The 14852-nt window shown below is 26.7% G+C and carries 9 protein-coding genes; all 9 read left to right on the top strand.

The window, feature by feature from the left end:
* Positions 1-14 precede the first annotated feature (14 nt).
* The 9 genes from CLSA_RS18705 (at position 15) to scfA (ending at position 14826) form a co-directional block, all read left to right on the top strand.
* The gene (locus CLSA_RS18705) at positions 15-1595 is read left to right on the top strand and encodes a methyl-accepting chemotaxis protein (RefSeq protein ID WP_022749027.1); all 1581 of its coding nucleotides are present in this window, start codon (positions 15-17) and stop codon (positions 1593-1595) included.
* 302 nt (positions 1596-1897) lie between these two features.
* Positions 1898-2569, top strand: coding sequence for a response regulator transcription factor (locus CLSA_RS18700; RefSeq protein WP_022749023.1), 672 nt, complete (start codon positions 1898-1900; stop codon positions 2567-2569).
* Positions 2566-3579 (top strand): sensor histidine kinase, encoded by a 1014-nt coding sequence (locus CLSA_RS18695; protein ID WP_022749019.1) that lies wholly within the window; start codon positions 2566-2568, stop codon positions 3577-3579. The genes CLSA_RS18700 and CLSA_RS18695 overlap by 4 nt, the downstream gene beginning before the upstream one ends.
* Before the next feature lie 384 nt (positions 3580-3963).
* Positions 3964-4731, top strand: a complete 768-nt coding sequence (locus CLSA_RS18690; protein ID WP_022749011.1) for an ABC transporter ATP-binding protein — start codon at positions 3964-3966, stop codon at positions 4729-4731.
* Positions 4721-6748 carry an FtsX-like permease family protein gene (locus CLSA_RS18685; RefSeq protein WP_022749007.1) on the top strand — a complete coding sequence of 676 codons (2028 nt, stop codon included), beginning with the start codon at positions 4721-4723 and terminating at the stop codon, positions 6746-6748. The genes CLSA_RS18690 and CLSA_RS18685 overlap by 11 nt, the downstream gene beginning before the upstream one ends.
* A gap of 485 nt (positions 6749-7233) precedes the next feature.
* Positions 7234-9012 (top strand): sensor domain-containing diguanylate cyclase/phosphohydrolase, encoded by a 1779-nt coding sequence (locus tag CLSA_RS18680; protein ID WP_022749004.1) that lies wholly within the window; start codon positions 7234-7236, stop codon positions 9010-9012.
* Positions 9013-9161: 149 nt separating this feature from the next.
* The gene (gene htpG, locus CLSA_RS18675) at positions 9162-11099 is read left to right on the top strand and encodes a molecular chaperone HtpG (protein WP_022749000.1); all 1938 of its coding nucleotides are present in this window, start codon (positions 9162-9164) and stop codon (positions 11097-11099) included.
* Between the two features lie 525 nt (positions 11100-11624).
* Positions 11625-14093, top strand: coding sequence for a helix-turn-helix transcriptional regulator (locus tag CLSA_RS18670; RefSeq protein ID WP_022748997.1), 2469 nt, complete (start codon positions 11625-11627; stop codon positions 14091-14093).
* Between the two features lie 595 nt (positions 14094-14688).
* Positions 14689-14826, top strand: a complete 138-nt coding sequence (gene scfA, locus CLSA_RS18665; RefSeq protein ID WP_009172015.1) for a six-cysteine ranthipeptide SCIFF — start codon at positions 14689-14691, stop codon at positions 14824-14826.
* Positions 14827-14852: the final 26 nt, after the last annotated feature.

Genomic DNA, 14852 nt, shown 5'->3' with positions numbered 1-14852 from the left:
GGAGAGATAAACCAATGAAAATAAGTACGATTTTAAGACATATGATAGGAATTTTAATTATAATATTATTTATAAGTAATGTAATATTATTAAATTCTATAGATGTTATGCAAGGAGATGGAAAAGTTATTAATTATGCTGGAACTGTAAGGGGAGGCACACAAAGGTTAGTTAAGCTTGAATTATCTAATAAGCAATCAGATAAATTGGTAGAAAAATTAGATAGTATAGTTAATGGACTTATAAATGGAGATGAAACTTTAGGATTACCTAAAGCAACAGATGAAAAATTTATAAATAAAATGAATCAGGTACAAACAAAATGGAATAACCTGAAAGATAATATTTATGCTTTTAGAAATGGAAAATCTACTGAAGATTTATTATCACAAAGCGAGGAATATTTTAATTTAACAGATGAAGCTACTTTAATTGCTGAGGAAGTTTCAAATAATAAAGTAAATAAACTAAAAAATATACAAATAGCGTTACTAACTATCGATATACTAATATTAATTGGATTTGGAGTTGTTATAAGTAGAAAAATTTCAAAGCCACTTAAAAATTTAATTAATCAACTCGAAAAAGGAAATATGGAAGAAAAATTAGGGGACAATCTGTTAACTAGAAAAGACGAAATTGGTGTATTGTCAAGAACATTAGATACAGCTATGGAGAGTTTAAAAGAAGCTATTGTTAAAGAAAAAGAAGCGTCAAATAATGTTAAGAATTTCTCAAAAGTATTAAATAATAATATACAAGTATCTTCTAAAAATGTAGATGAAATTAAGATAATAATGGACAAGATGATTAAAGATGTACAAATACAATTAGAATGTATAGACAAGGGGGTATCAAGCAGTAGTTATTTAGAAGACTTAATAAAAAATCAACAAGAAGTTCTAGATAGGCTTAATATTGGAGAAAAGCAAGTGTCAAGACTTAATGAAGATGGTAAGGATATGATGGATGCGCTTCTGGAGAAGACTACTCAATTGATACAACTTTCAAAGCAAATAGAAGGCTCAGTGCAGCAAAATAAGAATAGTACAGAAAAAGTACTTTCAGCTAGTGAAATGATTAAGAGCATTGCGGAGCAAACAAATTTATTAGCACTTAATGCTAGTATAGAAGCTGCCAGAGCTGGAGAAAGCGGAAAGGGATTTGCTGTTGTTGCTGAAGAGATTAGAAAACTTGCAGAAAATACTAACACATTTGTAAATCAAATTGACCAATCAATTAGTAACTTAGCAGATACTACAGATGAAACAGGTTATAAGATAGGAAGTGTTTTAGAAAAAATAGATGAACAAAAATTAGTAGTGGAGGAAACACATAAAAAGTTTATAAATATATCGGAAGCTGTTGAGAATATAAAATCTATAGGTTTAGAGTTTGATAAAGTGAGAAAACAGATGGAGATACAAAAAACTGATATTATAAGTGTAATAGAAGATATACATAACTCATCTGAAGGTTGCACAAATGGCTTGAAGGATCTAGAGAATTCGATTGAAATACAAAATGAAACTACTTTAAGATTAGAAGAAGAAGGAGAGCATCTAGTTAATTTAGTAGGAGCAATAAATTGTTAGGCAGTATAGAGATTATTATAATAAAAAATACTATAAAGATTAAATTGCTAAATAGATATTAAAACAATTTGTAAATAATAAAAATGATTTTTTTAACTTAAATATTGAAAGATGTTTTATGCACTAAAATTTTTTGTATGAAGGTAAATAATGTATTAATGTAGAAATAAGATAGCAGATAGTATAAAAGAACACAATATTATCTGTTATCTTTATTTTTATTATTAAATAACAAAATGGAAAGTTAAGAATTTGTGGTTATATAGGAAAAAATATAATAAGAATTATATAGGAGGCATAAAATGGCTAAAATTATGATAATAGAAGATAATGAAAATATTAAAAAAGAACTTATAGAATTTCTCGTTCGTTATGGTTATGAAGCTTATGCACCAACTAATTTTGAAAATATAGTAGAAATAGCAGTAAAGGATGAACCGGATTTAATTTTGCTTGATATAAATCTTCCTTATTATGATGGGTATTATATATGTAGAGAAATTAGAAAAGATAAGGACATACCTATAATAATAGTAACAAGTAGAGATAGTGAAATGGATGAAATTATGAGTATGAATTTAGGTGCAGATGATTTTGTAACTAAACCATATAATACTCAAATATTACTCGCAAGAATATCAGCTGTTTTGAGGAGAACTTGTGGGAATAATGCGTGTTATGAGATTATTGAACATAAGGGATTAAAACTTAATGTTACTAATGCAAGTATAAGTTTTAATGGAAAAGAAATTGAACTTACAAAAAATGAACTTAAAATATTACTTTGCCTTATGAAAAATAAGGGATGCATAGTTAGCAGGGAAGATTTGATGGATTATTTGTGGAATTCCGATCTGTATATTGATGATAATACATTATCGGTTAATGTCACAAGACTTAGAAAGAAATTACAAGAGATTGGTTTTAAAGATGGAATAGAAACTAAGAGAGGACTTGGGTACATATTATTATGAAAATAAAAGAATACTTTTTTTCAAAATTACCTTATATAATAATTAATTTGATAATATATCTTTTATTTTTAGTTTTTATGAGCATAGCTGGAATGTCTTCTATAATATTGTTAAGTATTTTTATTATTTGGTTTTTTCCTTTAATAATTTATATTATAATGGATTTTATTGTGAAGAAAAGATTTTATGATGATATATGTGGAATTATTAATGAATTAGATAAAAAGTACTTATTGCCTGAGGTCATAAAATCACCTAATTATTATGAGGGGAAGATTATTTATGAAGTATTACGTGAATGTAATAGAAATATGCATGAACATGTTAATTTTTATAAAAATCTTCAAAAGGAATATAGAGAATATATTGAGGCATGGGTTCACGAAATAAAGACTCCTATATCATCTTCAAAGCTGATTATAGAAAACAGTGAAAGCAGAGAAAAAAACTCAGTAGGAGATGAACTTAGAAAAATTGAAGAATATATAAATCAAGCACTTTATTATTCTAGAAGTACAGATGTTAACAATGATTATATAGTGAAAGAATTTGAAATAAAAGAAGTTATTAAAGAAGTTATTAGAAATAATAGACGTGATTTTATAAATAAGAAGATTTCTGTTGATATTGAACAAGTTTTAGGAAAAGCAATAACAGATATTAAGTGGATAAAGTTTATTGTAAATCAGATAATTATAAATTCAATAAAATATTGTAAAGATAGAAATGCATTGTTAAAAGTGTATACAAACGAAGGAAAGGACAATGTAATATTAACTATTGAAGATAATGGAATTGGCATACCTATAAATGATGTTGGTAGAGTTTTTGATAAAGGATTTACAGGAGAAAATGGAAGAGTATATGGGAAGTCTACAGGCATAGGACTTTATCTATGTAAAAAGCTTTGCGAAAAATTAGGGATTGGAATATCATTATATTCTGTAGAGGGTGAAGGCACTAAGGTTAATATAATCTTTCCCATAGGGAAATTTACGAGTTTTAAGTAATATGAAATGTAGCCTCTTTTTATAAGGCACATGAAAGAAAATAACAAGTTCAAAATGTCATGGCTATTTTCATCAGGCAAGGAAGCAGATTTGTCTCATAGCGAGCTATTAGAGGGATTTGCTGATGAGCAGAGAACCCAAATCTATGATTTGGTGTGAATCGCTTACTCAGTGAGCGTATGCGAATCGAGCTTCCTCTTATGAAAAATAGGCTTGGCAGATGGATTTGTTATTTTTTTGAATGTGCCTAATGTTATCTTACAATAATGTAAGATGGTTGAAAGATACTTCGATATGAGAAATTACTCTATTGAATTAGAATATATTCATAGAGTTAAGACACATGAAAAATAATTATAAGGATATTATATTTGGAGGGAAACAATGGGAAATATATTAAACGTAGAAAATATAGAAAAATATTATGGAAACAAGGAAAATGTAACTAAAGCAATTGATAATATAAGTTTTAAAGTTGAAAAAGGTGAATTTGTTGGTATTATGGGACCTTCGGGAAGTGGAAAGACTACTCTTTTGAATTGCATATCTACTATAGATAATGTAACAACAGGAGCTATTATAATTGATGGTGATGACATCACAAGATTAAAGAGTAAAAAACTTGAGAGGTTTAGAAGGGATAAGCTTGGATTTATATTTCAGGATTTTAATTTATTAGATACGCTAACAGCTTATGAGAATATTGCTTTAGCTTTGACTATAGCAGGGAAAAAAGGGACTGAAGTAGACGAGTTGGTTAAAAAATCTGCTGAGAATTTAGACATATCAAGTGTTTTGAATAAATATCCATATCAGATGTCTGGAGGACAAAAACAAAGAGTAGCAGCAGCAAGAGCAATTGTAAATAACCCTAAACTTATTTTAGCAGATGAACCAACAGGAGCACTTGATTCTAAAGCCGCTAAACTACTTTTAAATTCAATTGAAAAATTAAATAAAGAACTAGAATCAACTATATTAATGGTAACTCATGATGCATTTACTGCAAGCTATGCCCATAGAATTTTGTTTATAAAGGATGGAAAAATATTTAATGAACTTATTAGAGGAAATGATTCTAGAAAGGAATTCTTTAATAAGATAATAGATGTTGTTACTCTTCTTGGAGGTGACTCTAAAGATGTATTTTAAGATATCGTTAAATAATGTAAAGAAAAGTTTCAAGGATTATGCTATTTATTTTTTAACATTAACATTTGCAGTGTGTATATTCTATAGTTTTAATTCAATTGATTCACAATCCGTTATGGCAGATATGAATAAAGGTCAGCAGGAATATGTTAAGACTATGGGACAAATAATTTCAACTATGTCTATTGGTGTATCTGTAATTCTTGGAGGATTAATAATATATGCAACTAAATTTTTGATTGATAGAAGAAAAAAAGAATTTGGTATATATATGATTTTAGGCATGTCTAAAAGAAAGATGTCAAAAATATTATTTTTTGAAACATTATACATGGGAATTGTATCATTATTAGCAGGACTTTTACTGGGAGTATTATTTGCGCAAATATTATCAATATTTACAGCTAAACTTTTTGCAGTTGAAATGACCAAATATAGTTTTGTTATTTCGACTAGTGCAATCTTAAAAACAATTTTATATTTTGGTCTAATGTACTTAGTAGTCATGATATTTAATGTAATTATTGTTTCAAGGTACAAATTAATTGATCTTATTCGTGCAGAGAAGAAAAATGAAAAAATAAAAGTTAGAAATCCTTATTTAGCAACAGGAATATTAATTGTTTCGTTTATTGCGTTGGGATATGCATATTACTTAGTAAATAAGGTTGGTTTAAATTTTTTAGATAATAAATTTAAATTGTCAATTATACTTGGGGTTATAGGAACAGCATTTTTCTTTTATGGAATTGCCTCGGTTACATTTTTTATACTTGAGAAGAACAAAAATTTCTATTTAAATAGATTAAATATCTTCAGTGTTAAACAGATTTCAAGTAAATTTAATACTAACTTCATTTCCATGACAATTATCTGCTTAATGTTGTTTATAACAATAGGAACTTTAGCAAGTGGACTTACTATTAAAAATTGCATGGAATCTGAATTAAAAAATCAGACACCATTTGATGCATCTGTTCAAGTGTTTGACAGGGAAAATGATAATGTACTTTCACCAGTTAATATACTAAAACAATTAAATTATAACTTGGATGAATATTCAAATTATACTGTACTTAATCAATATGTATATAATATGAGTACTAGAGATTTATTAGAAAAATATACAACAACTAATGATCAAAAAGAAATTTTAGATATTAGAACATTTGATAAAACCAATATGATTAAATTATCTGAGTATAATAATATGCAAAAGATAAAAGGTGAAGCACCCGTAGATTTAAAAGATGATGAAGTATTGATGTGTTCTAATTATGAACCACTAAAGAATATTTTAAATGCATTTATGGAAAAAGAAAATTCAATAAAAATAGGTGATAAGGAATTTAAAATAAAGGAAAAGAAAATTAAAACTGAAGCTTTTTCAACATCACCTTCAAGTGATAGTTTATTTACTTTAATAGTCCCAGATTATGTGGTAAGTGGATTAAAATCATCAGGAGAAGTACTGAATTTGAATTTTTCTGGTGATAATAAAGTAGAAGGTAAAGAAAAATTAACTACTATATTAAATGATTTTAGATTTGATGGAGAAAAATATAAGGATTTGAGTTATGGTATCTATGGTGAAACTAGGGAAATGGCATATGATGCTAATAGAGGAATATCATCAATAGTATTATTTATAGCTGTTTATATAGGAATAATATTCTTATTAGCAAGTGCAGCAGTGCTTGCACTACAGCAATTATCTCATTGTAATGATTCAATAGAGAGATATAGAGCATTAAGAAAAATTGGTGCAACCAAAAGTATGGTCAACAAAAGTATATTTAAGCAGGTATCAGTGTTTTTTGCATTACCTTTAGCAGTTGCGATAGTTCATTCATATGTTGGAATCAATGTGGTAAACAATTATCTAATTGCATTAGGAACAGGAAGTGAATTAAATTCTATATTAGTGACAGCCTTAATAATGATTATAGTTTATGGTGGATATTTATATGCAACATATATAGCGTATAAGAATGTTATTGATAATGAATTTAATTAAAAATATAGGTTAGTAGGAACATTAAAAGATAACAAGTCCATCTGTCAGAATATTTTTCATGATCTAGCGTCGGTAAAATACTACAATAGATTTACTATGATGGCACTTTGCTTAATTATCTGATGAAAAATATTCATGTTAGATTTGGAATTGTTATTTTACTTTATATACCGTATTATAAATCGGCTATGTAGATATATTGGGTATCTATATAGTCGATTTATTTTTATTTATAATATATTCTATATTGAAAAATAAATTTAAGCTTATAATTATGTTATTGTTAAAAATATTAATGAATTTTAACATAACAGGTACCTAATTTGTATTTTAAGTTTGTAATATGTAACAAGTAAATTAAAAAATTATATAATTGAAAATAATGTTAGTTATATGGATGTATTTACTTTAGTAGACGTTTTAGTTAATAAATAGTAAAATTATATATAAGTGATATAATCAGAAATAAAGGGGAAAGTTAAGTTATGCAACAAGTTGATATGTTAAAAACATATAAGTTATTTTTAAATAATTTGCCTTGGCCAGTTTGGATTGAAGGAATTGACTCTAAAATATTATATCTAAACAAACATTATGAAGATAAGTTTAAGATAAAATTAGAAGAGGCCATTGGAAAATATAGTGAAGAAGTTTTTTTGCCAGAAAAAGTTAACATATATAACAAAAATGTAAAAGAGTGTTTGCAAAGTTCAAATGTATGTGTAGTAGAAGGAATAGTGAACGGCTCATTTATTGAATGTTATATATTCCCCATAAAAGATGATAATGGCCATAATAAAGCGGTAGCAGGCATCGTTATGGATATAAATGATAGAAAAGAAAGAGAAATTTATATAGAAAATCAAAAGAATATATTGAGAACAATAATAGATGCAGTGCCAGAATCCATTTTTTATAAAGATACAGAAAGTAGATTTATAGGATATAATAAGAAGTTTAGGGAATTTTATAATAAAAAAGGCGTAACTGATATAATTGGGAAAAGCGATATAGAAATATATGACGATAAGGAAACGGCAGTAAAATTTATAGAACTAGATAAAAAAATTATTAGTACGAAGAAAGCTAAATACTATGAAGATAAGGTGAAGGATGAAAATGGGGAAGAAAGAATAGAAGAAAATATTAAGATACCTGTCATAAATGATGATGGAGAAGTTTGGGGGGTAGTTGGATTATCTAGAGATATAACTGAAAGAAAGAACATGGAAGAAAAGTTAAGATATCTAAGCCAAACTGATATACTTACAGGAACATATAATAGATATAGCTTTGAAGAAAAGATTAAAGAATTAAACTATGAAAAGTATCTTCCATTGGGAATAATTATGGGAGATGTTAATGGTCTTAAGTTAGTTAATGATACATTAGGCCATTTGGAAGGCGATAAATTATTAAAAAATATATCTAATATATTAAAACACATATGTGATTTACAAGGATATGTATTTAGATGGGGGGGAGATGAATTTATAATTCTGTTACCAAATAGTGGCCAATCTAAATGTGAAGCAGTTATTAGAGATATTCGAAGGAAATGTGAAGAAACGGAATCAGATTTCATACAATTAAGTATAGCACTTGGGGAAAGCGTGAAATATGATTTGAAAGATGATATATACAATTGTATTAAGAAGGTAGAAGAAAAGGTATATCGTCAGAAGCTATTGGATAAAAAGAGTATCAAAAGTTCAATTATGGAATCCCTTAGAAAAAGTTTAGAAGAAAAGAATATGGAGACTAATGAACATGCTGAACGAGTACAAAAATATGCTCTAGCTTTAGGGGAAAAAATGAAACTAAAAATTTCAGATTTAGATGAATTAATTTTAGTAGCAAGTCTTCATGATATAGGAAAGATAGGAATTAATGAAGAGATTCTATTAAAGCCTGGAAAGCTTACAGATGAAGAGTTTGAAATAATGAAGACTCATACAGAAATTGGATATAGAATCATTAATGCGTCTAGTGAACTTGGAAATGTAGCTAAGAGCGTATTAACACATCATGAAAAATGGGATGGAAGTGGATATCCTTTAGGTTTAAAAGGTGAAGAAATACCATTAATGGCAAGAATAATAAACGTAGTAGATTCCTATGATATTATGACTCGGGATAAGATCTATAGAAAAGCGATTGATAAAAAGAAAGCCATAAGTGAATTGAAAAAACATGCAGGAAAGCAATTTGATCCAGAAATAGTTAGACATTTCATAGAGTATATTGAAGATAATGAAGTATAAACTGTATCTTTATAATAAGACATGCTAAGTATATAGATTATTATATACAATGATGTAAGTATCCATTGTTAAACTATTTAAAGAACAATTTGACAATTAGCATATGTTAGGCTAAAATATTTTCTAGAAAAATAAGAGGAGTGGTTATAATGATAAAAGAAAATGGTAATATTTCAATTGATACAGAGAATATATTTCCCATTATTAAGAAATGGCTATACTCTGACAAAGACATTTTTATTAGAGAAGTTATAAGTAATGCATGTGATGCAATAAGTAAGTTTCAAAGACTAGTTTCTTTAGGCGAAGCTAATATAGATAAAGAGGAATCGTATAAAGTGACTGTATCTATAAATAAGGAAAATAAAACTTTGAAATTTATAGATAATGGTATTGGAATGACTGAAGAAGAAGTAAAAAAATACATTACTCAAGTTGCTTTCTCAGGAGCAACAGATTTTGTGGAAAAATATAAAGATAAAATGGATGAAGGTAAGGATATAATAGGTCATTTTGGTCTTGGATTTTATTCAACATTCATGGTTTCTGACAAAGTTCAAATAGATACATTATCATATAAAAGTGAAGCTGAAGCAGTAAAATGGGTTTGTAATGAAGGTGGCACTGAGTATGAAATATCTACGTCTGAAGAGAGAACTACAAGAGGGACAACTATAACATTATATATTAATGAAGAAAGTAAAGAGTTCTTAGAAGAATATAAAGTTAGAGAAATAATAAAGAAGTATTGTTCATTTTTACCTACAGAAATATATTTAGAAGATGAAAATAAACCAAAAGAAGAACCTAAATATGTAACAAAGAAAAAGGAAGATGGTACTGAATATCAAGAATTAGTAGAGCCAGAAGCACCAAAACCTTTGAACGATACAAAGCCTTTATGGATTAAAGCACCTAAAGATTGTACTGATGAAGAATATAAAGATTTTTACAGAAAAGTATTTATGGATTTTAATGAACCATTATTTTGGATTCATTTAAATGTTGATTATCCATTTAATTTAAAAGGAATATTATATTTTCCTAAATTAACTCATGAATTTGAAGCAACAGAAGGGCAAGTAAAACTTTATAATAATCAAGTGTTTGTTGCAGATAATATAAAAGAAGTAATTCCAGATTTCTTATTATTACTAAAGGGAACTATAGATTGTCCGGATTTACCTCTAAATGTATCAAGAAGTTTCCTTCAAAATGATAAAGAAGTTTCTAAGATTTCTAACCATATAATTAAAAAGGTTGCAGATAAATTAGTTGACTTATTTAAAAATAGTAGAGAAGAATTTAATAAGTTTTGGCCAGATATACAAATATTTATTAAATATGGTTGTTTAAGAGATCAAAAATTCTATGAAAAAATTAAAGATATAATAATCTTTAAAAACTTAAAAGACGAGTTTGTAACATTAAAAGATTATCTTGAAGCTAACAAAGAAAAGCATGAAAATAAAGTATTTTATGTCAATGATGAAAAACAACAATCTCAATATATTAAAATGTTTAAAGAATATGATTTGGATGCAGTGATATTGAATTGTAGTTTAGATGATCATTTTATTTCATTTTTAGAAATGCATGAATCAGGAGTGAAATTTAATAGAATTGATTCTGATATTTCAGATACTTTAGGATCAAAGACTGATGAAAATGATGAAACTCAAAAAGCATTAAATAAGGAAATAGAACATGTATTTAAGACTGCTCTTGGTGAAAAGGTTAATAAATTATCAGTTGAAGCATTGAAAAATACAGAAACACCAGCACTTATTTTAGTTTCAGAAGAATCAAGAAGAATGGCTCAAATGAGCAAGATGTATGCAAAATCAGGAATGAATTTTCCAGGAATGTTCAATGAAGAAAAAACTTTAGTAGTAAATAATAAAAATACTATAATTAAGAAGCTTGTAGAAGTTTCTAAGGATGATTCTAAAAAAGATGAAGTTAGGACAATTTGTGAACATATTATGGATTTAGCTAAAATAGCTAATAAGGAATTGGATGCAAATGAAATGGATGAGTTTATAAAGAGAAGTAATCAACTTTTAAGTAGAGTTATTGAATTATAGAATTTTTTGCGGATAATATTTACGCACATTTAAAAAAAATCATGATATTTTGAACCTGATATTTTCTTTCATGTGTCTTAAAACACAATAGTAAAATTATACATTATAAGTAGTCTTCAACATTAACTTGTCTTTAATGTTGAAGACTATTTTTATTTTTTTAGAAGTGAATAAGAATTAACAAAGATTCTAGCGAGATGGCAGAAGCCTTTTATACTGTAGGTATGAATTAAGTTAATAATAAAAGTTCAATTAATAGTACAAACTATAAATTTGATGAAGCTGGAATTGCTATTCGTATATCATATAAAGACTTTAATATGAACAGTTAAATTATACAAAAGAAAGGTTTGAAGTTGAGTATTAGGTGTGGTAAAGTATTGGTATGTAATTTAGAAAACTATATAATATGTATATTAATATTAAAATGTGTAGTATTATTTGGAATAGTATGGTAGTTTATAAACATAAAAATTTAATTATGTTACTAAGCATAATGATTTATATTAAGGGTGATAATTATTTATGACGAAAGGAATCTTTAGGCCTAAATTAGTACATAGAAAGCGTATTACTAGTATGTTATCTCAAATTTTTGAGGTGCCTGTGTTTTTTATTTCAGCACCCATGGGATATGGTAAAACAACTTCAGTAAGAAATTTTTTGGAAAATAAAAAAGAAATACAAACTATTTGGTTTGATGTAGGTAATAAAAAGAACGATGATATTTGGATGTGGTATAAATTTTGTAAATCAATTAAAAGCTCAAATTTAAGTCTTAGTGAGAGACTTAGTGAGTATGGATTCCCTAAAAATGATAATTATGTCTATGAAATTATAGATATAATAAAGGATGAATTGAAGCAAAAAACTGTTATAGTTATCGATGACTGGTATGATAAAGAAAATGAATATATTAATGATTTTTTAAAAACTATATGTTTAGAAGAAATATTTAATTTACATATTGTTATAATAAGTCGTAATAGACCATCAAATGAATATATTGAGCTTGAATTAAAGCAAAAATGCATAATAATGTGGCAGGATGATATATCATTTACATTTGAAGAAACTGTAGAATTCTTTAAACTTAATGGAATAAAATTAAGCTATAAAGAAAAAAAAGAAGTATATGAATATACGGGTGGATGGCCATCTGCTACTTATCTTGCATTACTTCAATATCATAATGAAAATACTTTTGATGATATACCAAAAGCGACGGAATTGATTAAAATTGCTGCGTATGATAAGTTTGATGAAACAACAAAAGAAATACTTTTAAAACTTGCATTAGTTGAGAACTTTACATTAGAGCAAGCTATATATATTACTGGAAATCAAAAATGCAGGTTAATAATTAAAAATTTAATCTCAAATAACTGTTTTATAAGATATGATTCGAAATCGAAGCTATATACAATGCATTCTATTTTAAAGAGTGCATTACAAGAAGAACTTTTATATTCTAATATAGATTTTAATAAAGTAAATAATGCAAGCGGTGATTGGTATTCAAAAAATAACGAAGATATACAAGCAATAAAATATTATTATAAAGCAAAGAACTTTAAGCGCGTTCTTGATTTAATGGAAAGAAATTATACAATAGATCTTACCAGCCTATGGCAAAGAATTATAAATTCAGTTTTTGACGAATTAAATATTAACGAAAAAATAAATAGGCCTGTAGCTTATTTAACATATTTATTTTTTTACATACTTTATGGGAATGGTGTGATTGCTAGGGAACGTCTATATGAAGCAAAATCTATCTATGAGAAAGATGAAAATCTTAAAGATAAGAACCAAGTGCTGGGTGAAATTGCATTCTTGGAGAGTCTTTTAAGCATGAATGATGTAGAAAAGATGATTGAGTATCATAAGAAAGCTTATGAATTTTTTAATGGGGGAACTTCTAAGATAGCAAATGATAAGATGCCAGTTACTTTTGGATCTCCACATTTTTTATGCTTATATTATAGGGAACGGGGAAAATTAAAAGAATCAGCAGAGTGTTTTGAAAAAGGAATAAAGTATTTCATTCGCATATCTAACGGTGGAGCTACAGGATCAAATTATTTAATAAAAGCAGAATATCTTTTTGAAACTGGAAATGTAGATGAGGCAGAATTGTTTGCGTATAAAGCATTACATAAAGCAAAAATAAAAAAACAGACAAGTATTATAATTTGTTCACTTTTCCTTTTGATGAGGATTTGTTTGAATAAAAATAATAGACGTGAGGCTACAAGTAAGCTAGAAATATTAATTAAGGAATATCAAAAACTTAATATTCCGAGTTTTCTAAAAGGTGAAGAAATACCTATGGGATATATATATGGAATTACTGGAAATTTAGAAGAAATAAATAAATGTGTTAAAAATTATGAAAGACCTAAGATGCAAAATATTTCACCGGTTATAACTTTGAGATATATTGTATCAGCATTAGCTATGATGCTTAAAGAAAGCTATATTGAATTAGAAGTTCAAGCAGAAACAATGTTAGAAGTTTGTAAAAATAAAAATGGTATGTTTGGAATTATATATTCATATATATTTGACTCAATTGCAAAATATAATCTATACGGGATTGAAAAAGCTAAAGATTCATTAATGAAAGCTATATCGTATGCTAAAGAGGATCATGTTGTAATGTGTTTTGCAGAGTTAGCACCGTATATATTACCTATTTTGAGACATATAGAAAAAGAAGAGGAATATGTGAAAGTTTTGCTGCCTAATTGTGAAAAGTTTAACTATATGTACATGAAAAATTATAGTGATGATGAAAAAATAGAATTAACACCAAGAGAAAGTGAAGTAATGAATTTAGTGAATAAAGGATATAAGCAAAGTGAGATTTCTGAAAAACTAAATATTGCTTTGATTACAGTAAAGAAGCATATTGCAGCTGTTTATTCTAAACTAGAAGTAAAAAATAAAACAACTGCATTAAATATTTTAAAAGAAAAGGGCATAATATAGTTCTATTAGTTTCTTTTAGGCACATGAAAGAAAATAACAAGTCTAAAGTGTCATTATGAAAAATGGGCTTGGCAGATGGATTAGTTATTTTTAAAAATATGCTCTATGTTATTAAAAAGTATACTTTAGTATAATATACAAATAGAAGAAATGTAGATATAATTTACGCATAGGTGTTAATTAAAAGCCTAAGGGGTAAATAATATTAAATCAACTGTGGTTATGACATATTTATAGTATTATATATGCTTAAAGATTAAAAACAGATATTTGAAATTAATATAATTCAGATTACACATTTATAATTAATTCAATTAATTGTAATTCTAACTACACAATAATATAGGTATGTTAATATTAGGGAAAGATTTATAAGAGTATAATAAATACTTGTTTTATAGTATGAAAAATTTAGATACACATATGTGCAGCTATTTTTAGTACTATTTAGCAAGTATTTATTTTTGTATGGTTTATTTATAAAAATGAATAATTTGTGTCTATATTTGATAAAAAGAGATAGCACTAATTCTTTAATAGTGATGGATATTATGCTATAATTATCTAGTATATTTAAAAATGGAGGGTTTTTGTAATGAAACACATAAAAACTATAAACAAACCAAATATTAAGAATAGTTTATGTAAACCAGGATGTAAGGAATGTGCAAACTCATGTCAATCAGCTTGTAAAACATCTTGTACAGTTGCAAACTTAGAGTGCGAAAACTAATTTTTCGAGCAGTAACTATATAGTTG

This window comes from Clostridium saccharobutylicum DSM 13864 (genome assembly GCF_000473995.1).
Lineage (GTDB): Bacteria > Bacillota > Clostridia > Clostridiales > Clostridiaceae > Clostridium > Clostridium saccharobutylicum.
Note: the sequence above shows the minus strand (reverse complement) of the source record. Positions and strands in the feature narration are given on the sequence as shown.

Excerpts from the sequence above, each read along its gene's own strand:
- CLSA_RS18705 (WP_022749027.1), top strand. The coding sequence starts at position 15 with ATGAAAATAAGTACGATTTTAAGACATATGATAGGAATTTTAATTATA.
- CLSA_RS18700 (WP_022749023.1), top strand. The coding sequence starts at position 1,898 with ATGGCTAAAATTATGATAATAGAAGATAATGAAAATATTAAAAAAGAA.
- CLSA_RS18695 (WP_022749019.1), top strand. The coding sequence starts at position 2,566 with ATGAAAATAAAAGAATACTTTTTTTCAAAATTACCTTATATAATAATT.
- CLSA_RS18690 (WP_022749011.1), top strand. The coding sequence starts at position 3,964 with ATGGGAAATATATTAAACGTAGAAAATATAGAAAAATATTATGGAAAC.
- CLSA_RS18685 (WP_022749007.1), top strand. The coding sequence starts at position 4,721 with ATGTATTTTAAGATATCGTTAAATAATGTAAAGAAAAGTTTCAAGGAT.
- CLSA_RS18680 (WP_022749004.1), top strand. The coding sequence starts at position 7,234 with ATGCAACAAGTTGATATGTTAAAAACATATAAGTTATTTTTAAATAAT.
- htpG (WP_022749000.1), top strand. The coding sequence starts at position 9,162 with ATGATAAAAGAAAATGGTAATATTTCAATTGATACAGAGAATATATTT.
- CLSA_RS18670 (WP_022748997.1), top strand. The coding sequence starts at position 11,625 with ATGACGAAAGGAATCTTTAGGCCTAAATTAGTACATAGAAAGCGTATT.
- scfA (WP_009172015.1), top strand. The coding sequence starts at position 14,689 with ATGAAACACATAAAAACTATAAACAAACCAAATATTAAGAATAGTTTA.